This is a genomic window from Streptomyces antarcticus (assembly GCF_026627255.1).
In the GTDB taxonomy this organism is placed as follows: domain Bacteria; phylum Actinomycetota; class Actinomycetes; order Streptomycetales; family Streptomycetaceae; genus Streptomyces; species Streptomyces antarcticus.
In genome coordinates this window covers 43,327-67,226 of record NZ_JAPNLM010000027.1, presented here as the reverse complement: position 1 = coordinate 67,226, position 23,900 = coordinate 43,327, and the positions used below count along the sequence as shown (strand labels likewise).

Genomic DNA, 23,900 nt, shown 5'->3' with positions numbered 1-23,900 from the left:
GCGGGCCGTTGTCGTTTCCCCGCGTCGTACCGCGCACCTCGCACCGCGCACCTCGCACCGCACGCGTCGTACTACGCGCGGTCGTTCAGCTCTGGCCCGAGGTGAAGGCGTGCCGGGCCAGGGCGCGTACGCCCTCGCTGTGCCGGCGGCGCAGGGCGCCGGGCAGCATGGTGAGCGCGTGCAGGCGGGACGCGCTGTGGAAGCGCGCCGCGCGGGCCGCCTTGGGCCAGCCGCGCGCGTCCATCCGCTCGGCCACCGCGTGGAAGTAGCGGGCGGCCTCGGTGAAGCGGGTGCCGGAGAACGCCTGGACCGACGACTCGCTGACGGCGTGGCGCCGGTACTGGAAGACGGTGGCCGAGTTGTCGACGACCATGCGCTCGCCGGCCTCCAGGAGGTCGACGACGAGCGCCAGGTCCTGGATCACCGAGTAGTCGTCACGGAAGCTCACCTTGCGCAGCGCCTCGCCGCGCCAGGCGATCGACGGGAAGTAGAGCCAGTTTCCGCGCAGCACGCTGGCGGCCAGCTCCTCGCCGGCCATCAGCCGGGTGCCCTTGACCTGCGGCTGGTAGAGCCGCTTCTTGGTGTTGTCCGCCAGGCCCTGGGTGACCCGGCCGGAGCCGTCGATGACCTCGACGCCGGGCTGGACCATGCCGATGCCGGGGGTGGCCTCGGCGAGGCCGCGCACCGTCTTCAGGTAGTCCGGGTGCAGCAGGTCGTCGCAGCCCATGATGACGACGTAGTCGGCCTCGGAGAGCTCGACGCACTTCTGGAAGTTCTTGGTGATGCCGAGGTTGTGCGCGTTGCGGGTGTAGTGCACCCGGTCGTCGCCGAGCCCCTCGAACCAGCCGGGCACCTCCGCCTCGCGGCCGTCGTCGATGACGACGAGCCGGAACTCCCGGTCGGTCTGGGCCAGGACGCTGCGGACGGCATCCTGCATCAGCCGCACGTCCCCGTAGTAGGGGAGCATGAAGTCGAACGTCACCATGGAGCGTCAGGCCTTCACGGAGTCGGAGGCGGAGTCGGAGTCAGCGGCCGGGCCCGGCTCCGGGACGGTCGCGGCCGCAGCGGCTGCCGCTGCCGGTGCCGCGGCGTCCTGGCCGAGGCGGGCGTCGTTGTGCCGGAGGCCCTCGCTGATGGCCACGGTCCGCGCCAGGTCCGTGATCTTCTTCTCGAGGGAGCGGAAGCGCAGGAAGGTGTTGAGGGTCAGGAACCCCATCGCCATCACCATCACGTACAGCACCAGGTCGGTGCCCCGGCCGACGCCGAGCTGCTGGGCGAGCCAGGTGACGTCCGTCGGGCGCAGCACCGCGTACACGTTGACGACGACGAACACCGAGAACGCGATGCGCTTCCAGGCGCGGTTCTTCGCCTGGCTCCACGTCCGTATGAACATCAGTGCCATGGACACGGAGCCCAGGATCAGCAGCAGCTGGATCCAGAAGTACTTCATCGACGTCCACGCTCCCGCAGGGAAATGTCAAAGATGATGTTGACGCCGTTGATCAGGGACTGACCCTTGGCGCGCGAGTAGTCGGTGTAGAGGATGTCTACCGGCACCTCGGTGACCCGCAGTCCGGATCCGGCCAGGAAGCCGACGATCTCGGACGCGTGGGCCATGCCGTTCATGGTGATGCTGAGCTGCGCCGCGGCCGCGCGGCCGAGGACGCGCAGGCCGTTGTGCGCGTCGGTGAGCTTCAGCTTCCGGGCGGTCGGGCTCACGGCGGCCGCCGTGCGCAGCACGACCTGCTTGATCCACGGCACCTGGCCGTTCTGCTCGATGAACCGGGAGCCGAGGACGACGTCCGCCTCGTCGGCGCGCAGGACGCCGACCATCGTCTCGACGTCCTTGGTCTGGTGCTGGCCGTCGGCGTCGAAGGTCGCGAAGTACCGGGCGCCGGGCTGCGCGAGGGCGTACGTGAGACCGGTCTGCAGGGCCGCGCCCTGACCGAGGTTGACCGGGTGACGGACCAAGTGGGCGCCGGTGGAGGCTATGTGCTCCGCCGAGTCGTCCGTGCTTCCGTCATCGACGACGACGATGTTGGGGAACGTCTTGCGGGCCCCCTCGACCACGTCGGCGATCACCTGGCCCTCGTTATAGGCCGGTATGACCAGCCAGACATCGTCGTATTGGGACACGGTAGCTCCAACAGAATGTGGCACATGCGAGTGCTCGGTGATCAAGGTGGCGTCAGGGGCCGGCATGGTCATTTTCCGGCCGCACCAGCACCCAGCCGGCTGGCGGCGCCCGTGTGCCCAGGCCCTTCCGCGGCGGCGGAAGCCGCTCCCGGAAAGTTCAGCCTCAGCGCGGCAAGCATACCGAGCACGGTGGCGACGGAGCCGAGCGCGTACGCGACGATCACGCGCATCGCCACGTCTCCGGGTACGAAGGTGACGGCCAGCAGCACCGCGGTACCGCCGGCCCAGCACAGCAGTTGCAGGTTGTGCCGCTTGAACACCATCAGCGCCTGGCCGAGGACCATGGCGAGCATGTACGCGACGGTGCCGGCGGACATCAGGAAGAACTCGAAGCAGCCCAGCCGCGGCTTGGCGTCGAACAGGACCTCGATGAGCCACGGGCCGAGCACGGTCGCGGGCACCCCGCCGACCAGCCCGAGCAGCCCGACGACCTTGCCGATCCGGCGGAGCATCGCCCAGAAGGCGGCCCGGTCGCCGGCGGTGAAGGCGGCGCTGAGCCCGCTCAGCAGGGAGGCCTGGAGCGAGCCGAAGACGAAGAGCGGTACGCGGGCCAGCACCAGCGCGTTCAACAGGGCGCCGATGAGCACGCTGTCGGCGGGAGCCAGCAGCTTGGTGCTCATCACGGCGGCGTTGACGACCACCTGGGACAGCAGGGTCGCGCAGACCAGCAGGCCGAGTCCGCCGCACAGCTCCCGCCAGGCGATCTGCTCGCCGGGGCCGGTGGCGCGCAGCAGCGCGGGCAGCGTGACCAGCGTCGCGACGACGGGGGCGACGGCCAGGACGAGGCTGAAGGCGAGTGCCGAGTGCAGGCCGAGGAGCGCGCAGCCGAAGGCGAGCGCGATGCGCAGGCCGCCGTCGACGGCGAGTTGGGTGCCGTACGCCGGGAAGCGGCCGAGGCCGGCCAGCAGTCCCCGGGTCAGGTAGCAGGCGGCCATGCCGGTGAAGGCTCCGCCGAGGGCCGCCACCAGTTCGCGGTCGCCGCCGAACAGCAGGTCGGCGAGCGGGGCCGCGGCGAGGCCGAGCGCGAGCAGGGTGACGCCGAGGACCGCCGCGGTCAGCCAGGCGGCCCGGCGCAGGACGGGGCCCGCGCCCTTGCCCTGCACCACGCGGGCCGAGACGATCCGGGTGAGCTCCTGCTCGATGGGGAAGAACAGGCCGATGCCGACCGACATCACGATCGTCCACAGCACGGAGACGTTCGCCATGGCGTCCTCGGACAGGCTGTGCCCGGCCACGCCCAGGTGGACGTAGGAGGCGGCGCCGAGCACGACGGTGCCGCCGGCCACCGCCGCGGTGCCCGGCGGCAGCGCGGCGGTCAGCTTGTGGAGCAGGGCCTTCATCCCGAACTGCCGTCCCGGGCCGGGCCTGCCAGTGCGGTGAAGACGGGGGTGCGCAGCGCGTCGGCCAGCTGCTCGCGCCAGTCGGCGAGCGGGGCCAGGCCCGCTTCGGCCCAGCGGTCGTGCGCGAGCACGCTGAACGCCGGCCGGGCGGCGGGGCGTACGAAGGCCTCAGAGGTGGTCGGCCGGATGCGCTCGGGGTCGAGACCGCTCAGCCGGTAGGTCTCGCGGGCCAGCCCGCACCAGGTGGTGCGGCCGCTCGCGGTGCCGTGGTAGACGCCGGCCGGGGCGCGGCCGTCGAGCGCGGCCGTGCCGAGCTCGACGAGACGGGCGGCCAGCGCGCGGGTCCAGGTGGGCTGCCCGTGCTGGTCGTCGACGACGTCCAAAGTGTCCCGCTGGGCGGCCAGCTTCAGCATGGTGGCGACGAAGTTCGGGCCGTGCTCCCCGTACAGCCAGGCCGTACGGACCACGTAGCCGTCCCGCGGCAGGAGTTCGGCGACGGCCTGCTCGCCGGCCAGCTTGCCGCGCCCGTAGGCGTTGACCGGGCCGGTCGGGGCGGACTCCGCGTACGGCAGTTCCGCGTCCCCGGGCAGGACGTAGTCGGTGGAGACCTGGAGCAGGCGCGCGCCGGCCTCGGCGCAGGCCTCGGCCAGGACGCGTACGCCGGTGCCGTTGACGGCGGTGGCGGCCTCCTCGGCCGTCTCGGCGCCGTCCACGTCGGTCCAGGCGGCGCAGTTGACGACCACGGCGGCACCCTCGACGGCGGCGCGGACGGCCGCCGGGTCGGTGATGTCCAGGTCGGCGCGGCTCAGGCCCACGGCTTCGGCACCGGCGTCCTTGAGCTCGGACAGGACGTCCTGGCCCAGCATCCCGGCGGAGCCGGTCACCAGCCAGCGGGGGGTACCGGAGTTCGCGGTCACTTCTGCAGCGCCGCCTTAGCCTTCAGCGGCTCCCACCAGGCGCGGTTCTCGCGGTACCAGTCGACGGTGGCCTTGATGCCGTCCTCGAAGGTGACCTGCGGGGCGTAGCCCAGCTCCTCGCCGATCTTGCCGATGTCGATCGAGTAGCGCAGGTCGTGGCCCTTGCGGTCCTCGACCGGCTCGACCATGTCCCAGCCGAGACCCGCTGCCTCCAGCAGGACGCCGGTGAGCTCCTTGTTGGTGAGCTCGGTGCCGCCGCCGATGTTGTAGACCTCGCCGGCGCGGCCCTTGCGCATCGCCAGGTCGATGCCGCGGCAGTGGTCGGAGACGTGCAGCCAGTCGCGGATGTTGCCGCCGTTGCCGTACAGCGGGACCTTGCGGCCGTCCATCAGGTTCGAGACGAACAGCGGGATGACCTTCTCCGGGAACTGGTAGTGCCCGTAGTTGTTGGAGCAGCGCGTGACCACCACGTCCATGCCGTGGGTGCGGTGGTAGGCCAGCGCGAGCAGGTCGGAGGAGGCCTTCGAGGCGGAGTACGGGGAGTTCGGCACCAGCGGCCACTCCTCGGTCCAGGAGCCCTCGCTGATCGAGCCGTAGACCTCGTCGGTGGAGATGTGCACGAAGCGGCCGACGCCGTGCTTGCGGGCGGCGTCCAGCAGGACCTGGGTGCCGACGACGTTGGTCAGCACGAAGGGGCCCGCGCCCGCGATGGAGCGGTCCACGTGCGACTCGGCGGCGAAGTGCACGATCACGTCGTGACCGGGCATCACCTGGTCCACGGCCTCGGGGTCGCAGATGTCACCCTTGACGAACGTGTATCCGGGGTGGTCGGCTACGGGCGCCAGGTTGGCTTCGACGCCGGAATAGGTCAGCTTGTCGAAGACCGTGATCCGCGCGGACGCATCTGCGCCGAGCTGCTGCCGGACGAACTCTGAACCGATGAAGCCGGCGCCGCCGGTCACAAGGATGCGCATAATACGAAGAGTCTAGCCGCCTGCCGAACGTCACAGGCACGTGGCTCCGCCCTCGCACGCGCTCTCGCATAGGCTTCTCCCCATGCGTGGAATCCTTTTGGCCGGTGGGACCGGATCGCGGCTCTGGCCGCTGACCCGGGCAGTCTCGAAGCAGTTGCTGCCCGTATTCGACAAGCCGATGATCTATTACCCCCTCTCCACCCTGGTGATGGCGGGCATCAACGAGATCCTGATCATCACCACCCCGGAGGACCGCACCCAGTTCGAGCGGCTGCTCGGCGACGGTTCCCAGTTCGGCCTCCGGCTGGAGTACGCCGTCCAGGAGCGCCCGGAGGGCATCGCCCAGGCCTTCGTCCTCGGTGCGGACTTCATCGGTGACGACTCGGTCGCGCTGATCCTCGGCGACAACATCTTCCACGGCAGCGGCCTCGGCACCCGGCTCGCCCAGCACACCGGGTCCCGGGGCGGCCGGGTGTTCGCGTACCCGGTGGCCGATCCGACCGCGTACGGCGTGGTCGAGTTCGACGACAAGGGCCAGGCCATCTCCATCGAGGAGAAGCCGGAGAAGCCCAAGTCCCGCTACGCCGTGCCGGGTCTGTACTTCTACGACAACCGCGTCGTCGAGATAGCCCGCGGGCTGAAGCCCAGCGCGCGCGGCGAGCTGGAGATCACCGCGGTCAATGACGCGTACCTCCAGGCCGGCGAGCTGAACGTCACGATCCTCGACCGCGGCACCGCCTGGCTGGACACCGGCACCTTCGTGTCGATGGTGCAGGCCTCGGAGTTCGTGCGCGTGATCGAGGAGCGTCAGGGCTTCAAGATCGGCTGCATAGAGGAGGCGGCCTGGCGGGCCGGCCTGATCGACTCCGCGCAGCTGCGCGCGCTCGCCGAGCCGCTGACGAAGAGCGGTTACGGCGACTACCTGCTGACCCTGCTCGACGAGGAGGCCGCGCGATGAAGTTCCGCGAGCTGTCCATCGAGGGCGCCTTCGAGATCACCCCGCAGCTGCACGGCGATCCGCGCGGCCTGTTCACCGAGTGGTACCGCTTCGACAAGCTGTCCGCGGTGGTCGGACACCCGCTGAACCTGGCGCAGGGCAACCTCTCGGTCTCCTCCCGCGACGTGGTCCGCGGCATCCACTTCGCCGACGTGCCGCCCGGCCAGGCCAAGTACGTGAGCTGCGTGCGCGGCGCCGTGCTCGACGTCATCGTCGACCTCCGGGTCGGCTCCCCCACCTTCGGGCAGTGGGAGGGCGTACGGCTGGACGACACCGACCGCCGCGCCGTCTACATCTCCGAGGGCCTGGGCCACGGGTTCTGCGCGCTCAGCGACGACGCCACGCTCTCGTACCTCTGCTCGGAGCCGTACAACCCGACGGGCGAGCACGCGGTGCACCCCCTCGACCCCGATCTGGGCATCGAGTGGCCGGCCGAGGTCCCGCAGCTGTCCGCCCGCGACGAGGCCGCCCCCTCGCTGGCCGACGCCATCGCGACGGGGCTGCTGCCGGACTACGCGGCCTGCAAGGCGTTCACCGAGTCGCTCCGGGTGGTCTGACCCCCGCCGCCGGCCGGCCTTACACGAAAGGAGGGCCGCACCCCCGCGCGGGGGTGCGGCCCTCCTTTCGTCGTGCCCGGCGGTGTCCGTACCCGGCGGTGTCCGTACCGGGGAACGCCGAAGGGCCCCGGCCCACCGCCGAAGCGGTGGGGCGGGGCCCTTCAGTGCGACTCGGTGCCCGGTGAACGGGCTACCAGGTCAGATCAACGACTAGGCGTTGACCTTGGTGACCTGGCCGGCGCCCACGGTACGACCACCCTCACGGATGGCGAACTTCAGGCCCTCCTCCATGGCGACCGGCTGGATCAGCGCGACCGTCATCTCGGTGTTGTCGCCCGGCATGACCATCTCCGTGCCGGCCGGCAGGGTGACGACACCCGTGACGTCCGTGGTACGGAAGTAGAACTGCGGACGGTAGTTGTTGAAGAAGGGGGTGTGACGGCCACCCTCGTCCTTCGACAGGATGTAGGCCTGAGCCTCGAACTCCTTGTGCGGGGTGACCGAGCCCGGCTTGATGATGACCTGGCCGCGCTCGACGTCCTCGCGCTTGATGCCACGGAGGAGCAGACCGACGTTCTCGCCCGCCTGGCCCTCGTCGAGCAGCTTGCGGAACATCTCGATACCGGTGACCGTGGTGGTGGTCTTCTCTTCCTTGATACCGATGATGTCGACGGTCTCGTTGACCTTCAGGACACCACGCTCGATACGGCCGGTGACGACCGTACCGCGACCGGTGATCGTGAAGACGTCCTCGACGGGCATGAGGAACGGCTTCTCGGTGTCACGCGGCGGGGTCGGGATCGCCTCGTCGACGGCGGCCATGAGGCCGAGAAGCTTCTCGCCCCACTCCTTGTCGCCCTCGAGCGCCTTCAGCGCGGAGACGCGGACGACCGGCAGGTCGTCGCCCGGGAAGTCGTACTCGGAGAGCAGCTCGCGGACCTCGAGCTCGACGAGCTCCAGGATCTCCTCGTCGTCCACCATGTCGGCCTTGTTCAGGGCGACGACGATGTAGGGGACGCCGACCTGGCGGGCCAGGAGCACGTGCTCCTTGGTCTGCGGCATCGGGCCGTCGGTGGCGGCGACCACGAGGATGGCACCGTCCATCTGCGCGGCACCGGTGATCATGTTCTTGATGTAGTCAGCGTGACCCGGGCAGTCGACGTGGGCGTAGTGACGCGCCTCGGTCTGGTACTCGACGTGCGCGATCGAGATGGTGATACCGCGCTGGCGCTCCTCGGGAGCCTTGTCGATCTGGTCGAAGGCCGAGGCCTCGTTCAGGTCCGGGTACGCGTCGTGCAGCACCTTGGTAATGGCGGCCGTAAGGGTCGTCTTACCGTGGTCAATGTGACCAATGGTGCCGATGTTGACGTGCGGCTTAGTCCGCTCGAACTTCGCCTTCGCCACGGGGTCCTCCTGGAGAGTGGTTCTGTACGCCTTGCTCATCGGCGCCAGGTGATCTTTGCTGGATAGCCGGTTCCCCCGGGACAACGGGAGGGTTGCTCCTGTTGTCCCAGAGGCTCCGGTGACAAGCCTAAAGCGTGTACTCGGAAGAGTTACTCGCCCTTGGCCTTCGCGATGATCTCCTCAGCGACGTTCCGGGGAACCTCGGCGTAGGAGTCGAACTGCATCGAGTAGCTGGCGCGACCCGAGGTCTTGCTGCGGAGGTCTCCGACGTAGCCGAACATCTCCGAAAGCGGCACGAGGCCCTTCACGAGACGAGCGCCGTGACGCTCCTCCATGGCCTGGATCTGGCCACGGCGGGAGTTGATGTCACCGATGACATCGCCCATGGACTCTTCGGGCGTGGTGACCTCAACGGACATCATCGGCTCGAGGAGTACGGGAGACGCCTTGCGCGCGGCTTCCTTGAAGGCCTGCGAACCGGCGATCTTGAAGGCGAGCTCCGAGGAGTCGACCTCGTGGTAGCCACCGTCGAGAAGAATGACGCGGACGCCAGTCATCTCGTAGCCGGCGAGGATGCCGAACTGCATGGCTTCCTGCGCACCCGCGTCGACCGAGGGGATGTACTCCCTCGGGATGCGGCCACCGGTGACCTTGTTCACGAACTCGTACGCCGGACCGTCGGCCTCGAGGATCGGCTCGATCGCGATCTGCACCTTGGCGAACTGACCGGTACCACCGGTCTGCTTCTTGTGGGTGTAGTCGTGACGCTCGACGGTCTTGCGGATCGTCTCACGGTACGCGACCTGCGGCTTGCCGACGTTGGCCTCGACCTTGAACTCGCGCTTCATACGGTCGACCAGCACCTCGAGGTGCAGCTCGCCCATACCGCCGAGGATGGTCTGGCCGGTCTCCTCGTCCGAGTGAACGTGGAAGGAGGGGTCCTCCTCCGCGAGACTCTGGATGGCGACACCCAGCTTCTCCTGGTCACCCTTGGACTTGGGCTCGATGGCGACCTGGATGACCGGAGCCGGGAAGTCCATGGACTCCAGGATCACGGGTGCCTTGTCGTCACACAGCGTCTCACCGGTGGTGGTCTGCTTCAGGCCCATGACGGCGACGATGTCGCCGGCGCCCACCGCAGCGATCTCTTCACGCTTGTTCGCGTGCATGCGGTAGATCTTGCCGATGCGCTCCTTCTTGCCCTTGACGGAGTTCAGCACCGCGGTGCCGGCCTCCAGGCGGCCCGAGTAAACCCGGACGAAGGTGAGCTTCCCGAGGTGCGGGTCGCGCATGATCTTGAACGCCAGAGCCGAGAGCGGCTCGTCGTCCGAGGGCTTGCGCTTCACGACGACCTCGGCGTCCCTGACGTCGTGGCCTTCGATGGCCTCGATGTCCAGGGGCGACGGGAGGTAGCGGATGACGGCGTCGAGCAGGGGCTGAACGCCCTTGTTCTTGAACGCCGTGCCACAGAACACCGCGGTGATCGTGGCGCCGTCACCCTTGCCCGAGCCGATGATGATGCGACGGACGGCGGCGTGCAGCTGCTCGACGGAGGGCTCGGTGCCCTCCAGGAACAGCTCCATGAGCTCGTCGTCGTTCTCGGACACCTGCTCGATGAGCTTGGCGCGCCATTCTTCGGCGGCCTCGGTGTGCGTGGCCGGGATGTCGACGATGTCGTACATCTCGCCCTTGGTCGCCTCGGCGGACCAGACGAACGCCTTCATGGTGACCAGGTCGACAACGCCCTGGAAGTCCATCTCGGCACCGATGGGGAGCTGCATGACGATCGGAACCGCGCCGAGGCGCGACTCGATCATCTCGACACAGCGGTGGAACTCGGCGCCGGTGCGGTCCAGCTTGTTGACGAAGCAGATGCGCGGAACGCCGTAGCGGTCTGCCTGACGCCAGACCGTCTCGGACTGCGGCTCCACACCGGCGACACCGTCGAACACGGTGACGGCGCCGTCGAGGACGCGGAGCGAACGCTCCACCTCGACGGTGAAGTCGACGTGACCCGGGGTGTCGATGATGTTGATGGTGTGGTCGACCTCGTCAAGAGGCCAGTGGCAGGTCGTCGCGGCAGACGTGATGGTGATACCACGCTCCTGCTCCTGCTCCATCCAGTCCATCGTGGCGGCGCCGTCGTGGACCTCACCGATCTTGTACGACACACCGGTGTAGAACAGGATGCGCTCGGTGGTGGTCGTCTTGCCCGCGTCGATGTGGGCCATGATCCCGATGTTGCGGACCTTGGCCAGGTCAAGCGAAGTGGTAGCCATAAGGCTTCGGTCTTCTCTCGGTCTCGATGTGGGGTGGGACTACCAGCGGTAGTGCGCGAAGGCCTTGTTGGACTCGGCCATCTTGTGCGTGTCCTCACGCTTCTTGACGGCCGCACCGAGGCCGTTCGAGGCGTCGAGGAGCTCGTTCATGAGGCGCTCGGTCATGGTCTTCTCGCGACGGGCGCGGGAGTAGCCCACGATCCAGCGCAGCGAGAGGGTAGCCGCGCGACCGGGCTTGACCTCGATCGGCACCTGGTAGGTGGCGCCACCGACACGGCGGGACTTGACCTCGAGGGACGGCTTGACGTTCTCGAGCGCGCGCTTCAGCGTGATGACCGGGTCAGCACCGGTCTTCTCGCGGAGGCCTTCCATGGCGCCGTAAACGATGCGCTCGGCGGTGGAGCGCTTGCCGTTCATGAGGATCTTGTTGATGAGCGACGTCACCAGAGGAGATGCGTAGACCGGGTCGATGATGACCGGGCGCTTCGGGGCGGGGCCCTTACGAGGCATTCTTACTTCTCCTTCTTGGCGCCGTAGCGGCTGCGGGCCTGCTTGCGGTTCTTGACAGCCTGGGTGTCAAGCGCACCGCGGATGATCTTGTAACGAACACCCGGCAGGTCCTTCACACGGCCACCACGCACGAGCACGATCGAGTGCTCCTGCAGGTTGTGTCCCTCACCCGGAATGTAGGCCGTGACCTCGATGCCGGAGGTCAGACGCACACGCGCGACCTTACGGAGCGCCGAGTTCGGCTTCTTCGGGGTGGTCGTGAACACTCGCGTGCAGACGCCGCGACGCTGGGGCGAAGCCTCAAGCGCGGGGGTCTTTGTCTTCTCGACCTTGTCCTGCCGGCCCTTCCGGACCAGCTGCTGGATCGTAGGCACTACTTCTCCGGTTTCTGTGTGCCGTGTAGTGAAGCTAACCTGGAACATTTGCCGACCCACGCGGTCGGGTGTGTCGGATCCGGCGGACCTCCGTGCGGACACGGAAACGCTTGGATCGCGGCGGCCGATGCGGCTCACATGCGGTTGATGGACACGCACAAGAGCCTAGGCACACCCCAGGCACAAGGTCAGAGCGTACCTACCTCACAGAGGTAGGTCAAAACAAATGCCCAGCACGAAAACACACCAGGCGCAAGCGGGAGCGCCCCGGCCCGCCCGGGGCGGGGCGCCGGCCGGGCGGGCGCGTCGCCGCCGCACGGGCCCCGCAGCGGCCTGGGACCGGCGGCCGGACGGGGTCAGTCCCGCGCCCGGCGGCGGCCCTCCGCGGCGGCCGGCGCGTCGGCGGCCGCCTCGGCGGAGGCGTCCTTCCCGGCGGCCGGGGCGTCCGGCTCCAGGAACTGGCTGACCACCTTGCCGAAGACCTCGCGGCGGCTCTCGGGAACCCCCAGCCAGCGGGCGAAGTCCTCGATGGTCGTGGGCCTGCCCCCGGGCGGCAGGCTCTGGGAGGCGAGCGGCAGCTCCTCGGGGCTCACCCGGCCGGACCTGACCAGCATGTCGCGCACCGAGACACCGAGCAGCGGGGCGATCCGGCGCATGGTCTCCAGGTCGGGCATGCTCTGCCGCTGGAGCAGCCGCGTGACGGCCGCCCGGTGGACCCCGGCCTCGTCGGCGATCCTCGACTTGCCGCCGCCCCTGGGCGCGTCGATGTCGTATCCGCGCTCCCGCATCAGGCCTTCGATCCAGGCCGCGAACGCGTCCAGTTCGTGAGTGCTCATGTGCCGCTCCTCAAGTCCGCAGTCCGCTCCATGAGATCACAGCTTAGCGTGCTTGCGCGCACAGAATTATACCTTCCACCAATGCGGCGCACCTTGCGGTCGGAGATATTAATTGCGCGCTCGCACGCAACGTGTCACAGTGGGCGCGCCGTGAGCCACGGCAGTCCCACCGTCGCGGAGTCGCCATGTCCCTCGCTCTGTCCCCAGCCCGGCCCTGCCCTCCGGCACCGCCGGCGCCGTCCGCGCAGCCCGGTCGCACACCGGGTCACACCATCCGCCCCACCGCCCTGACGACGTCCGTACCCGGGTTCGAGTCCGGTGCGACCGTGCCCGGCGTGCCCGGATCCGGCGTGCCGGTGCCCGAGGTGTCCGTGTCCGGCGCGCCGTCCGCCGCGTCCGCCGCGTCCGCCGCGTCGGCAGCGGCTGCCGCGACCGCACCGGTCCCACCGACCGGTGAGCCGTGCCTGCCCGCCGAGCCGGCGGCCGTACACCGTGCCGGGCCCTGGCACTGGCGGGCCTCCGCCGCGTGCAGGGACCTGTCGCCGGCCGTCGTCTTCGCCCGGCGGATCAAGGACGCCGCCCCCGCGCTGCGGGCCTGCGCCGTCTGCCCGGTCCGGCGCGAGTGCGTGCAGGCCGTGGCCCCGGCCGAGAGCCTGTTCGACGGAGTCTGCGGCGGCCGGCTGTGGCGCAACGGCCGTCCCGCAGCCGTCCCCTCTTCCTCCGGGAGCCTCCGTGACTGACCAGACCACAACCGACAGCGCCCTCTGGATCGCCTCGCTGATCCGGCACTTCCCCGAGCTGTGCGAGGAGTTGGCCCCCGGCCGCGCCGCGCCGTTCACCACCGCGGTCCCCGCCCAGCGCGGCCCGCGCGACGACGCGCTCGTACGGGAGGAGCGGCGCGAGGCCCTGCTCCTCCAGCAGAGCCATGGCCTGGCCGTCCCCGGGCGCAGTGCCGCGCCGCTGCGGCTGCACGTCTCAGACGCCATTCGCGACATCACCGACGGCGTGGTCGAGCTGGAGGAGGCCGTCTGCGCCCGGCTCGGTGTCCCGCGCCCCCGGCGTGCGCTGGTGCCGGAACGGTTGCGCCGGCTCGCCGCCCTGCTCGACGAGGTCGCGGCGTACTCCGTCCTGTCCCGGCACGTACGGGACGAGACGCGTCGCATGGCCCGCCGCTGCGCCCGCGCGCTCGGGGACACCGAACAGGTGGTGCGGGTGTCCGGACGGTGCCCGAGGTGCGACTCGGTCTCGCTGCGCGCCTTCCCGGACCGCCGGGCCGTGCTGTGCGTCAACCCGGCGTGCCGCTGTACCGACGAGGAGTGCGGCTGCCGCGACGACCCGGCCTACCGCCACCTGTGGCCCGAGGACGAGTGGGCCGAGCTGGTCGCCGCGGCGGGATGCCGTGCCGAGGAAATCGACTCCGCGATGGAAGGCATTCCGCAGTGACTCCTCCCGCTCCCCTCTCCCTTCCACTGCCCGCCCTGGTCCCGGGACCGCTGGCCGCGCACGAGGCGGGTGTGGCCCCGGCCACCATCCGCAAGTGGGTCCAGCTGGGGCGGCTGACCGCGGCCGGCAAGGCCGGCCGGGCCCAGCTGTTCCGGCTGGAGGACGTCTTCGCCGCGGAGCGCGACGCCAGCCGCCGGGCGCAGCGGCCGCCGGCGCGGGCCGAGCCCGCACCCGCACCCGCACCCGCACCCGTACCCGTACGGCAGGCGGAGCGGCCCGGGCGTGGCGCGGAGCCCGTGCCTACGTCCCGACCGGGCGGGGCCTGATCCCCCGGCCCCGGCCGCCCGCGCCACCCGCACCTTCTGCTCCACGCTCCCCCGCCCGTCCCCGTCGCGCCGGATGCCCGGCCTCCCTTCCGGAGGCCGGGCATCCGGCGTTTCTACGACCCGCACCCCCGCCCGCACGCTGCACCCGCCACTCCCGGGCCGGACCGCTCCACGTCGGCTCCCACCGCTTCCCGGCGTTCAGCACCAGTCCGCTCCACCTCTCCGGTTTAGTTGCGCGCTCGCACGCAACGTGTCACAGTTGGTGCAGCGGCAGAGCTGCGCCCGCAGGACGGGCGGCGGCCGGCCGCTCCCCCCGCCGGGCGGTGCCCGACCCCCGCCCCCCTTCGGGCCCGCCCGGCATCCCCTCCATCCACCAGCTGAGGTGAACCGTCGTGACCACTCCTCCTCCGAGTGCCTTCCCCGACGTCGAGGCCCTGGTCGTCGACGTCCTCAAGGCCGACTCCGCCCTGTCCTCGGCCGTCGTCGCCGTCGACCCGCCCTCCGGGTTCGACGGCACGCAGAGGGCCGTCCTGGTCAATCGCCGCGGCGGCGCCTGGACCAGCGACCTGCACGTCGACGAGCCGCTGATCGAGCTGGAGGTGTACGGCCCCAGCAAGACGGTCGCGCACGGCCTGGCCAACGCCGCCCGGCACGCGCTGCTCGCCACGATCGGCAAGAGCATCGGCTCGAACGCCTTCACGGACGTCGAGGAGCAGGACGGCCCGCGCTGGCTGCCGGACTACCTCTACCGCGGCGCGAACCGCTACGTCTGCGTGATCAAGGTGTCCGTACGCGTCTTCTGACGCCCCCACAGACCAAGGCCCTGCCGTCCGGCGGGGCCTTTGCCGTACCCGGACCCGGATTCCCCCGCGGTCCGGGGCGGCGGACCCCTATATAAGGAGAAGCATCACCATGGCAGGAAACTCGTCCGAGATCCGCGTCGCCGGCAGCGGCCGCCTCTTCGTCGCCGCCGCCGGCACCGCGCTGCCGACCGCCTTCACCGGCAAGCCGGACACCGACTGGGGTGCCAACTGGAAGGACCTCGGCTTCACCACCAGCGACGGCGTCACCTTCTCCAAGAAGGACAAGCTGGAGCCGATCGACTCCTGGCAGGCCGTCAGCCCGGTGCACTTCACGTACTCCGACCGGGACCTGAGCCTGAAGTTCTCGCTGTTCCAGTTCAACGAGCTCACCCTGCCGTTCTTCATGGGCGGCGGCGCGGTGGCCGACGAGGCCACCCCGTCCAACGGCATCTACCGCTACGACATCGCGGACTCCCCGAAGGCCGATGCCCGCGCCCTCGGCCTGGAGTTCACGGACACCAAGGCCAGTGACGGCTCGGTCGTGACCTACCGCTTCTACATCCCGCGCGGCCAGGTCACCGCCTCCGACGACATCAAGCTGGCCCGCAAGGCGGCGTCCACGCTGGGCATCACCTTCACCGCCCTGACGGCGGGCGACGACAAGCCGCTGGCGAGCTTCGTCATGAAGGACAGCGCGTACGCCGCCGTCTGATCCACCCCCTCGGGGCGGGGCGGCCCTCCGCCGCCCCGTCCCTCCCCCCTTCTCGAATCCACTCACCCTGAGGAGACGCATCACCATGGCAGGCTTCGACGTCAACGCGGCCCGCGCCCAGCGCCAGGAGGCCCTCGGCCGTACCTGGTCCTTCGAGCTGGACGGCGCGACCTACACCCTCCCCACCGAGCTCTCCCGCTCCGCCGCCAAGGGGCTGCGCAAGCTCGACGACAACGACGTGGACGGCCTGCTCCGGCTCCTGCTGGGCGAGAAGCAGTTCGCGGAGTTCGAGCAGCACGACATCACGATGCAGGACATCGCCGCGATCCTCGAGGCCTATGGCAAGGAGTCCGGGCTCGGCCTGGGGGAAGGCTGAGCCTCGTCGAGTTCGTCGACGAACACGCCGAGGCCCTCGAGGCGGACCTGCTCCGCTATTACGGCAAGGACCTGCTCGACTGGCACCGCGGGGAGCTCTCCTCGCGGCGCCTGATGGTCCTGGTCAAACACCTGCCGCGGGAGAGCTCCGTCAACCGTGAGCTGTTCGGCGAGGCCGCCGACTGGTCGGTGACCGACCACCTGCTGGCGGCGACGGTGGACCATCTCGCGGCAGCGAACTGGATGTTCGCCTCGGTCAACTCCGAGGAGGACGCCGAGCCGCTGGAGGCACCGGAACCGGTGCCCCGGCCGAACGGCAAACCCGACTCGGGCGCCGCCGGGCCGGACGCGGACGCCGCGGACGCCGACGCCGACCCGCCGGCAGCCGCCGAACCGGGTCCCTCACCGCAGCAGCTCGTCCGGTTCTTCGGCTGAGCTCCCCGCACACCAGGCCCCGGCGGGCGCCGCGTCAGCGGCTGCCCTCCGGGGCCACGGGCCTGGTTCCGCCCGCCTTCGTCTCCATGTCCTCCGCGAGCGCGCGGGCCCGGGACGTCAGGTTCCGCCGCCTGGGCTCGCCGGCCCCCTGGGACTCCGCGGACTGCCCGTGCGGGCGGGACTGCGCGGGGACCGCCTCCAGCGGAGGCACGATGGGCCGCCCGTTGCGGCGTACGACCTTACGGCTGGTCGGCGGCGTCCGCTTCTCGCGGACCTGCTGGGCGAAGAGCGGCGCCTCCCCGCTCGCGCGCGCGGCGCCCGCGTCGTCGGACCCGTCGGACCCGTCGGACCCGACGGCCCCGCCCTCGCCGCCGGACGCGTCCGGCGGCTCCTGCCCGCCCGTCCCGCCGGGCTCCGCGGAGTCCGCGGGCTGCTCCTCGACCCCCGCGAGCTCCTCGGCCGCGTCCGGACCGTCATGACGGCGCGGCCGTCCGGCGGCCTGGTCGTCGTCCTCGGTGGCCTGGGCGTGGCCGGTCTCCGACTGCCTGCCGAGGAGGGCCTGGGCCCGGCGCATGCGCTCCTCGACCTCGCGCACCGGAGCGGGCGGCTCGACCAGCGCGGCGAACGGCAGCCGGATCACCTCGGCGCCCTGGCCGTGACCCGGGCCCCTCGGCCCGCCCCGGCGGCCGGAGTTACCGGCGGCGTACGCCTCGGCGATCCGCTTCTCATACTCGCGCCGCAGGCGGGGCAGGTCCTCGGCCATGGCCTCGGCCCAGCCGGCGGTGAAGGCGGCGGTCTCGCGGCGGTCGAGCTCGGAGCGGGGTATCAGAACGACGTCCTCCGGCGCGTAGCCCGCTCCGTGAACGAGCTCGGACAGTCTGGCGAACAGATGAGGCAGGTCTGCGGCTATTTCAAGCCAGTCGACGGCTTGCTCACGCGCCTTGGCCCCGGTGTTCCTGTTCATGCGTCAGCACTGCCTTCCCACCCCCGGGCTCCCCTCACGCCCCACGTGACCCGCGTTTTCCCGGGCCGGGGAACAGGGTTCCAGCGTACCCGGTCGCCCGGAAACCCCCTGTTCCGGCCTCAACCAGCCCCTCGGACGACGCGCCCGGACGCGCCATAAGGGCTATCGAGCTCGACAAACGACGAACGGATGTTCCAAACTCGATTCGTACACCCGTTCGATCAACTGGTGCCCCCGCTCCTCGTCCGCGGCGCCACCACACAGCAAGGGCAAGTAACTGGAAGGCAGGCGTCCATGACCCAGCAGGCCGAGGGATCACCGCAGATCACGCTCCACGACCGCCTCTGCCAGCTCTTGGACGGACCCGCCCCCCTCGACAAGAGGGCGCTCCTCGGCCGCCTGCACGCCGAGATCACCAGCCGTGAGACCCGCGCGTACACGGCGGGCTGGAACGACGCCCTCGCCGAGTCGCGGCGCCCCACGCAGTAGCCCCCTGCCCTTCTTACGACCGAGCCCCCGCCAATGTTCGACCGGCGGGGGCTTCTTGGTGCTTGGCCGTCACCGGCCGGAAGCGGAGGAATCCATGGCAGAAACGATAGGGGAAGTCTCCGAGCAGCTCAGGGAGCTCAAGGCTTCGCTCCTCCATTACAACTGGGCGGTCACCGCGAAGTACGACACGGATCACCAGGAGAAGGACCCCGACAAACAGCCGAAGACTGAAGTCTTCCCCGTCACCGAGCTCAAGATGAGCCTCATCTCGTTCAGTCCCAAGGTCGTCACTGACGACCTGCTGCCGTTCGACTTCGTCAAGCGGTTCGCGGAGATGTACGAGGAGCTCCAGAAGGAGCCGTTGTCCGAGTTCTTCGAGGCGGGCGGGCTCGACGGGATCGGCGCCGCAGTCGAGAAATGGTACGAGGGCCACGAGGCCAAGTGGGAATACACCCTTTACGCCGCCTTGGGCCTCATCGTCCCGTTGGCCATCGGCGGCGCGGTCATCTGGCTCAAGAGGGCGGTGCTCGAAGCCGTCCGCGATGCGCAGTTCGCCGCGACCGGCAGGGCCGCCACCCTGAATCCGGACACGAACAGATGGGAACGTCAGACCCGGGATCAGATCACGACTCGTGAGCAGGCCGCTGGCGGTGGCATGGCCTCCATCCCGCGCGACGCGGACTTCGGACCGCTGCGGGCGCAGCTCGAAGCGCTGAACCCTCGCCTGGCGGCGTTCAACAGGTACGCCCCCGACTTCATCTCGAACTTCAAGAAGCTGCCGAGCGAGAGCCGGGCGATCAAGGCGGGAGAGGGCGTCAAGGCGGTCTCCGGGGCCATCACCGGCATCAACCACCAGGCGATGGTCTCGGTGGCCAGGGGTATGAGCAAGATCACTGGCGCCGTGAACAACTCGAACCCCAAGAAGACCCGCGATTACGCCGGTGCCATCGGGAAGCTCGCCAGCGCGATCGGTCGGCTGAAGATCGATGACGTGAGGGCCGCGACCCAGGCCCTGCTGCGCCTCAAGGTCGTCATCAGGAACCTCAAGCCCGAGAACATCCCCAAGTCGGGCGACATGCGCTCTGCCGCCGGGGCCGCCAACAGCCTCGACAAAGCCGCCCGTCGCCTCACCGGCTCCCTCACCCCCCTGGGTCCCGCACTGCGGGGTGTCAGCACGGCCGCCGCGGCCACCGCCGGCAACCTCGGCGCCTGATCCGCAACCCCACCCACAAAGGAGGTGTAACCACCATGTCTCTCGCGAGTTCCACCAAGCGCGCCTCGGACGCCCTGCGCAACCTCAAGACGCAGGCGTCCGGTGCCGCGGCCCCCGTCAAGCGGGTCGGCGACGCCAGTCGCGGCGCTTCCGGCCAGCTCAAGACGCTCCGTACGAACGCCCAGGGCTCCACCGGGCAGCTCAAGAGCCTCAAGACAGCCGCCGACCAGGCCGAACGCGCCATGTCCAAGGCCGGGCAGACCGGTCAGCGGGCCGGCACCCAGCTCGGCCGGTTCAAGACCGGCGCCGACCGGGCCGCCTCGGGCCAGGACAAGCTCAACAAGTCCATGCGGGGCAACTTCCTCGCCCGGCTGCTCGAACTGTTCATGCCGCTCATCGAGAAGATCATCGAAATGGCGATGCGCTCGAAGACCATGCAGACCGTGATCCGGACCGCGTTCAACGCGATCCGCTCCGTCATCTCCACGGTCATCAAGGTGATCGGCCCGATCATCCGAAGCGCCGGCAACCTGATCAAGTCGGTCTGGAACAGCGTCAAGAACGCCGTCATGCCGATCGTGCGGGCCATCGGCAGCGCCGTGAAGTCCGCCTTCAACGGCATCCGGTCGGTCATCAGCACCGTCATGAACGCCGTCCGCTCGGTCATCAGCAGCGCGTGGAACGGCATCAAGGCCGTCATCATGCCGGTGGTCAACTGGATCAAGTCGGCCATCCCGGGGGCCTTCAACTCCGTCAAGAACGCGATGTCCAACGCCTGGAACGGGCTCAGGGGCATCGCGTCCGGCGCCTTCGGGGCCATCCTCGGAGCGGTCCGATCCCCCATCAACTCGGTCATCGGCCTGATCAACTCGATGATCGGGCGGATCAACCGCATCCGCGTCAGCGTCCCCGGCTGGGTCCCCTTCGTCGGCGGCAAGAGCTTCGGCGTCAGCCTGCCCACCATCCCCATGCTCGCCACCGGCGGCGTGGTCATGCCGCGCAGCGGCGGTGTCCCGGCGATCCTCGCCGAGGCCGGCGAGGCCGAAGCGGTCCTGCCGCTGTCCAAGCTCGACCGCCTGCTCACCCGTACGGCCGCCCGCGCCCGGATGACCTCCGCCGCCCGGAGCTCCGGTGAGGGCTCCGCCCTGCACATCGAGCACTACTACGCCGCCCAGAACACCGACCCGCAGCGCACCGCCGACGCGCTCATGTACCTGGCCAAGGCGCGAGGATGAGTGCGGCCGTCGTCGCGAACCCCTTCGGCCGGCTCACGAGGTCGATGAACGGTGTCCGTACCCACGCCGTGGCGGCCACCCGGAACGCCCGCCAGGTCACCTCGTCGCTGAAGCAGATCGGCTCGACGGCGAAGAAGGCCGCCACCGACGCGACAGGGCTCGCGTCGGCGGCCTCCCCGGCCGGCAAGATCCTGTCGACGCTGAAGACCCAGGCCACCGCCGCCGCGACCTCCGCGGCCAAGGTCGCCCGCTCCGCCACCCGCGCCTCCACCGGCACCAAGCGGGTGGACTCCGGAGCCCGCGGGGCCGTGACGTCACTGCGGAAGATGGGCAGGAAGACCAGCGGCGTACTCGCCGTCATCGCCGGGCTGCTGCCGGCCATCGGGATCGTCTCCACGCTCATGAGCACCTTCGGCATCGCCATGACCGTGGGCGCGGTCGTCATGACCGCCATCAACGTGGCCATGCGGGCCAACCCGCTCGGCTTCGTCCTCGGCATCCTGATCCCGCTCGGCGCCTGGCTCATCGAGCTCGCCATGAACTCCGAGACCGGGCAGAAGTTCATCGAGCAGACCTTCACCGTCGTCCTCCAGGTCTTCGAGGGCTACCTGAAGTTCCTCATTCCGGTGCTGACCGCCGTCGCCACGATCGTGACCACGTACTTCAAGGGGTACTCCGCGGTCATCTCGTCGGTGGTCGGCGGTCTGCGCGGAGCCGTCAGCGGCTTCTCCGGGACCGGCAGTTCCGCGCGCTCGGCCACCAGCGCCCTGCGCGGGATCGCCTCCGGCGCGTTCAACGCGATCATGGCTCCGATCCGCCCGGTGATCAGCTTCCTGACCGGCACGCTCCCCGGAGCCTTCGCCCGCGTCCGCACCGCCCTCTCCAGCGCCCTCGGCGGCATCGGCCGCATGGTGTCCACCGGCGCCCAGGCCGTCCTCGCCGCCGTCACCGGCCCGTTCAACGGCATCATCGCCTTCGCCAACTGGATCATCGACGGCCTGGAGGACCTCAGCTTCGAGCTCCTCGGCAAGAAGTTCGGCGTCGACCTCGACAAGATCCCGATGCTCGCCGAAGGCGGCGTCGTCTGGCCCACCTCACAGGGCCGGGCCCCGGTCATCCACCCGGTCTCCGACCTCGACCGCCGCCGTGTCGCGCCCGCGTCCGCGCAGTCCCCGCGCCAGGGCCCCCATCGCATCGCCGAGTACCGGGAACCCGCCGGCGCAGGACCCCGCTCGACCGCCGAGGACCTGCTCTTCCTCGCCGCCGCCCACGCGTGAACCACGCCCCACCACCGAGAGCGAGGTGACGGCCGCCATGGCCGAGACCACCACGACCGCCGAGACCACCGACCACGCACCCGGCTCACTCATCACCCAGGACGGGCAGATGCAGTGGGCCGGAATGCTGTTCGGCCCCGGAACTCCCTACACGATCGAGAAGTCCGGGCTGACCGGCTGGGAGGACCTGCCGGAGTACGACTCCTCCGACGCCGAGCGCCCCACCGGCCACGGCGCCTGGCCCGGCGCCCGCTACGCCAAGCCCCGCAAGGTGGGCGGCACCATCTGGCTGCTCCCGGAGGCCGGCGCCTCGCTGGAGACCGTACGGGCCCTGCGCCGGGCCCTCGCCCTCGGCGACGTGGAGCGCTGGCTGGCCGTACGCCTGCACGGCGAGACCCTCGCCGTGCGCGCCCGGGTCAGCCAGCGGGTTCTGCCCACCGACCGGGTGTACGCCACCCAGGGCGCCGGCAAGGCCGCCGTCCAGTGGACGGCCACGGACCCGCGCCGCTACCTGACCGGCGAGCAGAGCGCCGTCGTCCCGGCGCCGGAGCCGGAGAGCGGCCTGAACTGGCCGCTGGTGTGGCCGCTCAACTGGGGCCAGGCCGCCAAGACCGGCGACTCGGGCGCCGACAACACCGGTTCCGCGCCCACCCATCCCGTGATCACCTTCCGCGGGCCGTGCGGCACCCCGTCGGTGACCGAGCGGATCAGCCGCCGCCGGCTGCGGTACGCCATCGACCTCACCGCCGGCGACGAGCTCGTCGTGGACACCGCGGCCGGCACGGTCACGCTCAACGGCACCGCCTCCCGCCGCCACACCGCCACCCCGGACAGCAGTCCCGAGGAGCTCTTCACCTTCGAGGCGGGCCTGGCCGAGCTGTCCTTCCGACCGGACAGCGCCCAGGCCGGGGCCGAGATGTCGGTCACCTGGCGCAGCGCGGAATGGTGACCCGCCCGCGCCGCCGCCCCTGCCTCCGCGCCGTGCACCGCACGCTCCGCACGGCCCGCACCCGACCCGCAGATCCGGAGGACCGATCATGACCGTACGAGCAGCCTGGCTCACGCCGACCGGCCAGACCCGCGAGGACACCCGCATCGCGCTGTCCGCCCTCGTCACCCCCAACGGCCAGAGCGACGCCGACATCCCCCTCAGGGCCCGCGGAGGCATCGTCCCCGGCGGCTTCACGCTGACCCCGGCATCCGCCATGCAGTGCGCCATCGGCACCGGCCGCGCCATCATCCAGGGCGACTCCCAGCAGGGCGCGTACCCGGTGGCCGTCACCGCGCCGGAGAACCTCACCCTGGCCGACGGCGATCCCCAGCTGGAGCGGATCGACCTGATCGAGCTGGCCGTACTGGACGACGCGTACGACGGCACGGGGAAGACCGAGGCCGTGCTTCGCCTGGTCAAGGGCACCCCGGCGGCCGTGCCGGTCGCCCCGCCCAGCCCCGCCGGCAGGGCCCTGCAGCTCTACACCGTCCGGGTCCCGGCGGGCACCTCGGCCGGGAACGGGGGCATCGCCTGGGCGACCGCCGTCACCAGCCTGAAGTACCCGACGGTGGCCCTCGGCGGGATCGTCCCCGCCGACGGCTTCAGGGGTGCCTACGCGGGCCAGTACCGGGACGCCGGCGGCCGCTTCCAGCGCTGGGACGGCGCCACCTGGGTCTCGTACCCGGTGGAGGTGGGCGGCATCGCCGGGCCGGGCCGACTGTCGACCGGCACGTACCCGGGCCAGTACCGGGACGGGCCGGGCGGCACGCTCCAGCGCTGGGACGGCGCCGGCTGGCAGTACGCGGAAGGCCTTTCCACCCTCCTGTTCAGCGCCTCACAGACCGCCATGCAGTCGGTGGCCTCCTCCAGCACCAGCTCCTGGACCGCGGTCAGCCTGCAGAGCACCGACGTGGACGACGCCGGCGGCTGGAACGGCACCGGCTACACCGTGACCCGCTCCGGCTGGTGGCGGGTGAACGGGCACGTCGTGTGGAACGCCGACTCCACCACCGGCTCCCGCGGCGCCCGGCTGGTCGTCTCCGGCGTCGGCGTCCCCCGGGCCACCTGGCTCCAGGGGGCCGGTCCCGGCGCCACCTCGGTCGGCGGCGACGCGCTCCTGAAGCTGACCGCGGGGCAGGTCCTGCAGCTGCACGCCCACCAGAACAGCGGGGTGGCCGTGCGCACCCTCGGCGGCTCCGGCTACGCCTGCAACCTGTCCGCCGAGTGGCTCAAGTCCTGACGGTCCGCCACCC

Annotated in this window: 26 protein-coding genes and 1 pseudogene; 15 read left to right on the top strand and 12 right to left on the bottom strand. The window is 70.4% G+C overall.

All coding sequences use genetic code 11. From position 1 onward, the window contains the following. Window positions 1-85: 85 nt before the first annotated feature. From OTB16_RS31365 to rfbB, 6 genes are all read right to left on the bottom strand, one after another. A complete protein-coding gene (locus tag OTB16_RS31365; RefSeq protein WP_267724781.1) occupies window positions 86-985 on the bottom strand; it encodes a glycosyltransferase family 2 protein in 900 nt (299 codons plus the stop codon). Between the two features lie 6 nt (window positions 986-991). Continuing rightward, window positions 992-1,450, bottom strand: a complete 459-nt coding sequence (locus OTB16_RS31360) for a DUF2304 domain-containing protein (protein WP_267724778.1) — start codon at window positions 1,448-1,450, stop codon at window positions 992-994. Then, window positions 1,447-2,136 (bottom strand): glycosyltransferase family 2 protein, encoded by a 690-nt coding sequence (locus tag OTB16_RS31355; RefSeq protein WP_267724775.1) that lies wholly within the window; start codon window positions 2,134-2,136, stop codon window positions 1,447-1,449. The genes OTB16_RS31360 and OTB16_RS31355 overlap by 4 nt, the downstream gene beginning before the upstream one ends. A 68-nt stretch (window positions 2,137-2,204) precedes the next feature. Further along, window positions 2,205-3,536: a polysaccharide biosynthesis protein gene (locus OTB16_RS31350; protein ID WP_267724773.1), complete on the bottom strand. Its 1,332-nt coding sequence runs from the start codon at window positions 3,534-3,536 to the stop codon at window positions 2,205-2,207. Then, window positions 3,533-4,453: a dTDP-4-dehydrorhamnose reductase gene (rfbD, locus tag OTB16_RS31345; protein WP_267724772.1), complete on the bottom strand. Its 921-nt coding sequence runs from the start codon at window positions 4,451-4,453 to the stop codon at window positions 3,533-3,535. Before rfbD ends, OTB16_RS31350 begins: the two co-directional genes overlap by 4 nt. After that, entirely contained in the window at window positions 4,450-5,427 is a 978-nt protein-coding gene (rfbB, locus tag OTB16_RS31340; RefSeq protein ID WP_267724770.1) for a dTDP-glucose 4,6-dehydratase, read from the bottom strand. Before rfbB ends, rfbD begins: the two co-directional genes overlap by 4 nt. An 82-nt stretch (window positions 5,428-5,509) precedes the next feature. Between rfbB and rfbA the strand changes: the two genes are divergently transcribed. Both rfbA and rfbC read left to right on the top strand, forming a co-directional pair. Next, window positions 5,510-6,385: a glucose-1-phosphate thymidylyltransferase RfbA gene (rfbA, locus tag OTB16_RS31335; protein ID WP_267724769.1), complete on the top strand. Its 876-nt coding sequence runs from the start codon at window positions 5,510-5,512 to the stop codon at window positions 6,383-6,385. Next, window positions 6,382-6,981 (top strand): dTDP-4-dehydrorhamnose 3,5-epimerase, encoded by a 600-nt coding sequence (gene rfbC / locus OTB16_RS31330; protein WP_267724768.1) that lies wholly within the window; start codon window positions 6,382-6,384, stop codon window positions 6,979-6,981. The genes rfbA and rfbC overlap by 4 nt, the downstream gene beginning before the upstream one ends. Before the next feature lie 210 nt (window positions 6,982-7,191). Here the strand turns inward: rfbC and tuf are convergent, their stop codons facing one another. From tuf to OTB16_RS31305, 5 genes are all read right to left on the bottom strand, one after another. Beyond that, window positions 7,192-8,385, bottom strand: a complete 1,194-nt coding sequence (gene tuf, locus OTB16_RS31325; RefSeq protein WP_267725084.1) for an elongation factor Tu — start codon at window positions 8,383-8,385, stop codon at window positions 7,192-7,194. A 149-nt stretch (window positions 8,386-8,534) separates the two neighbouring features. Beyond that, window positions 8,535-10,664 carry an elongation factor G gene (fusA, locus tag OTB16_RS31320; protein WP_267724766.1) on the bottom strand — a complete coding sequence of 710 codons (2,130 nt, stop codon included), beginning with the start codon at window positions 10,662-10,664 and terminating at the stop codon, window positions 8,535-8,537. 39 nt (window positions 10,665-10,703) lie between these two features. After that, entirely contained in the window at window positions 10,704-11,174 is a 471-nt protein-coding gene (rpsG, locus tag OTB16_RS31315) for a 30S ribosomal protein S7 (RefSeq protein ID WP_267724764.1), read from the bottom strand. A gap of 2 nt (window positions 11,175-11,176) precedes the next feature. Then, window positions 11,177-11,548: a 30S ribosomal protein S12 gene (gene rpsL / locus OTB16_RS31310; RefSeq protein WP_007265893.1), complete on the bottom strand. Its 372-nt coding sequence runs from the start codon at window positions 11,546-11,548 to the stop codon at window positions 11,177-11,179. Window positions 11,549-11,904: 356 nt separating this feature from the next. Continuing rightward, entirely contained in the window at window positions 11,905-12,384 is a 480-nt protein-coding gene (locus OTB16_RS31305; RefSeq protein WP_267724753.1) for a helix-turn-helix domain-containing protein, read from the bottom strand. Window positions 12,385-12,719: 335 nt separating this feature from the next. Between OTB16_RS31305 and OTB16_RS31300 the strand changes: the two genes are divergently transcribed. The 7 genes and pseudogenes from OTB16_RS31300 (at window position 12,720) to OTB16_RS31270 (ending at window position 16,478) form a co-directional block, all read left to right on the top strand. Beyond that, complete coding sequence (locus tag OTB16_RS31300; protein ID WP_267724750.1) at window positions 12,720-13,124, top strand: WhiB family transcriptional regulator; 405 nt, start codon at window positions 12,720-12,722, stop codon at window positions 13,122-13,124. Continuing rightward, window positions 13,117-13,827, top strand: coding sequence for a hypothetical protein (locus OTB16_RS31295; protein ID WP_267724748.1), 711 nt, complete (start codon window positions 13,117-13,119; stop codon window positions 13,825-13,827). The genes OTB16_RS31300 and OTB16_RS31295 overlap by 8 nt, the downstream gene beginning before the upstream one ends. 26 nt (window positions 13,828-13,853) lie before the next feature. After that, a pseudogene (locus OTB16_RS39720) lies at window positions 13,854-14,045 on the top strand (MerR family transcriptional regulator); the annotation flags it as partial. A 500-nt stretch (window positions 14,046-14,545) separates the two neighbouring features. After that, a complete protein-coding gene (locus OTB16_RS31285) occupies window positions 14,546-14,956 on the top strand; it encodes a hypothetical protein (protein ID WP_267724745.1) in 411 nt (136 codons plus the stop codon). Between the two features lie 109 nt (window positions 14,957-15,065). Further along, on the top strand, window positions 15,066-15,668 hold the full coding sequence (locus OTB16_RS31280) for a phage tail tube protein (protein WP_267724743.1): 603 nt from the start codon (window positions 15,066-15,068) through the stop codon (window positions 15,666-15,668). An 85-nt stretch (window positions 15,669-15,753) separates the two neighbouring features. After that, window positions 15,754-16,044, top strand: coding sequence for a hypothetical protein (locus tag OTB16_RS31275; RefSeq protein WP_267724741.1), 291 nt, complete (start codon window positions 15,754-15,756; stop codon window positions 16,042-16,044). A 113-nt stretch (window positions 16,045-16,157) separates the two neighbouring features. Beyond that, on the top strand, window positions 16,158-16,478 hold the full coding sequence (locus OTB16_RS31270) for a hypothetical protein (RefSeq protein ID WP_267724738.1): 321 nt from the start codon (window positions 16,158-16,160) through the stop codon (window positions 16,476-16,478). A gap of 34 nt (window positions 16,479-16,512) precedes the next feature. Here OTB16_RS31270 and OTB16_RS31265 read toward each other — a convergent pair whose 3' ends face one another. Continuing rightward, window positions 16,513-17,442 carry a hypothetical protein gene (locus OTB16_RS31265; RefSeq protein ID WP_267724736.1) on the bottom strand — a complete coding sequence of 310 codons (930 nt, stop codon included), beginning with the start codon at window positions 17,440-17,442 and terminating at the stop codon, window positions 16,513-16,515. Between the two features lie 294 nt (window positions 17,443-17,736). On the opposite strand from OTB16_RS31265, the gene OTB16_RS31260 reads away from it, so the two are divergent. From OTB16_RS31260 to OTB16_RS31235, 6 genes are all read left to right on the top strand, one after another. Beyond that, the gene (locus OTB16_RS31260) at window positions 17,737-17,931 is read left to right on the top strand and encodes a hypothetical protein (RefSeq protein WP_267724734.1); all 195 of its coding nucleotides are present in this window, start codon (window positions 17,737-17,739) and stop codon (window positions 17,929-17,931) included. 55 nt (window positions 17,932-17,986) lie between these two features. After that, window positions 17,987-19,144, top strand: coding sequence for a hypothetical protein (locus tag OTB16_RS31255; RefSeq protein ID WP_267724732.1), 1,158 nt, complete (start codon window positions 17,987-17,989; stop codon window positions 19,142-19,144). Window positions 19,145-19,179: 35 nt separating this feature from the next. After that, entirely contained in the window at window positions 19,180-20,379 is a 1,200-nt protein-coding gene (locus OTB16_RS31250; protein WP_267724730.1) for a phage tail protein, read from the top strand. Continuing rightward, window positions 20,376-21,656, top strand: a complete 1,281-nt coding sequence (locus OTB16_RS31245) for a phage tail tape measure protein (protein ID WP_267724725.1) — start codon at window positions 20,376-20,378, stop codon at window positions 21,654-21,656. Before OTB16_RS31250 ends, OTB16_RS31245 begins: the two co-directional genes overlap by 4 nt. Before the next feature lie 37 nt (window positions 21,657-21,693). Then, a complete protein-coding gene (locus OTB16_RS31240) occupies window positions 21,694-22,605 on the top strand; it encodes a phage distal tail protein (RefSeq protein WP_267724722.1) in 912 nt (303 codons plus the stop codon). Window positions 22,606-22,693: 88 nt separating this feature from the next. Continuing rightward, window positions 22,694-23,887 (top strand): hypothetical protein, encoded by a 1,194-nt coding sequence (locus tag OTB16_RS31235; RefSeq protein ID WP_267724720.1) that lies wholly within the window; start codon window positions 22,694-22,696, stop codon window positions 23,885-23,887. Window positions 23,888-23,900 lie beyond the last annotated feature (13 nt).

Bases quoted from the DNA above. Each gene is read 5' to 3' on its own strand.
- OTB16_RS31365 (WP_267724781.1), bottom strand. From the start codon at position 985: ATGGTGACGTTCGACTTCATGCTCCCCTACTACGGGGACGTGCGGCTG.
- OTB16_RS31360 (WP_267724778.1), bottom strand. From the start codon at position 1,450: ATGAAGTACTTCTGGATCCAGCTGCTGCTGATCCTGGGCTCCGTGTCC.
- OTB16_RS31350 (WP_267724773.1), bottom strand. From the start codon at position 3,536: ATGAAGGCCCTGCTCCACAAGCTGACCGCCGCGCTGCCGCCGGGCACC.
- rfbB (WP_267724770.1), bottom strand. From the start codon at position 5,427: ATGCGCATCCTTGTGACCGGCGGCGCCGGCTTCATCGGTTCAGAGTTC.
- rfbA (WP_267724769.1), top strand. From the start codon at position 5,510: ATGCGTGGAATCCTTTTGGCCGGTGGGACCGGATCGCGGCTCTGGCCG.
- rfbC (WP_267724768.1), top strand. From the start codon at position 6,382: ATGAAGTTCCGCGAGCTGTCCATCGAGGGCGCCTTCGAGATCACCCCG.
- fusA (WP_267724766.1), bottom strand. From the start codon at position 10,664: ATGGCTACCACTTCGCTTGACCTGGCCAAGGTCCGCAACATCGGGATC.
- rpsG (WP_267724764.1), bottom strand. From the start codon at position 11,174: ATGCCTCGTAAGGGCCCCGCCCCGAAGCGCCCGGTCATCATCGACCCG.
- OTB16_RS31305 (WP_267724753.1), bottom strand. From the start codon at position 12,384: ATGAGCACTCACGAACTGGACGCGTTCGCGGCCTGGATCGAAGGCCTG.
- OTB16_RS31280 (WP_267724743.1), top strand. From the start codon at position 15,066: ATGGCAGGAAACTCGTCCGAGATCCGCGTCGCCGGCAGCGGCCGCCTC.
- OTB16_RS31275 (WP_267724741.1), top strand. From the start codon at position 15,754: ATGGCAGGCTTCGACGTCAACGCGGCCCGCGCCCAGCGCCAGGAGGCC.
- OTB16_RS31270 (WP_267724738.1), top strand. From the start codon at position 16,158: ATGGTCCTGGTCAAACACCTGCCGCGGGAGAGCTCCGTCAACCGTGAG.
- OTB16_RS31265 (WP_267724736.1), bottom strand. From the start codon at position 17,442: ATGAACAGGAACACCGGGGCCAAGGCGCGTGAGCAAGCCGTCGACTGG.
- OTB16_RS31260 (WP_267724734.1), top strand. From the start codon at position 17,737: ATGACCCAGCAGGCCGAGGGATCACCGCAGATCACGCTCCACGACCGC.
- OTB16_RS31250 (WP_267724730.1), top strand. From the start codon at position 19,180: ATGTCTCTCGCGAGTTCCACCAAGCGCGCCTCGGACGCCCTGCGCAAC.
- OTB16_RS31245 (WP_267724725.1), top strand. From the start codon at position 20,376: ATGAGTGCGGCCGTCGTCGCGAACCCCTTCGGCCGGCTCACGAGGTCG.
- OTB16_RS31240 (WP_267724722.1), top strand. From the start codon at position 21,694: ATGGCCGAGACCACCACGACCGCCGAGACCACCGACCACGCACCCGGC.
- OTB16_RS31235 (WP_267724720.1), top strand. From the start codon at position 22,694: ATGACCGTACGAGCAGCCTGGCTCACGCCGACCGGCCAGACCCGCGAG.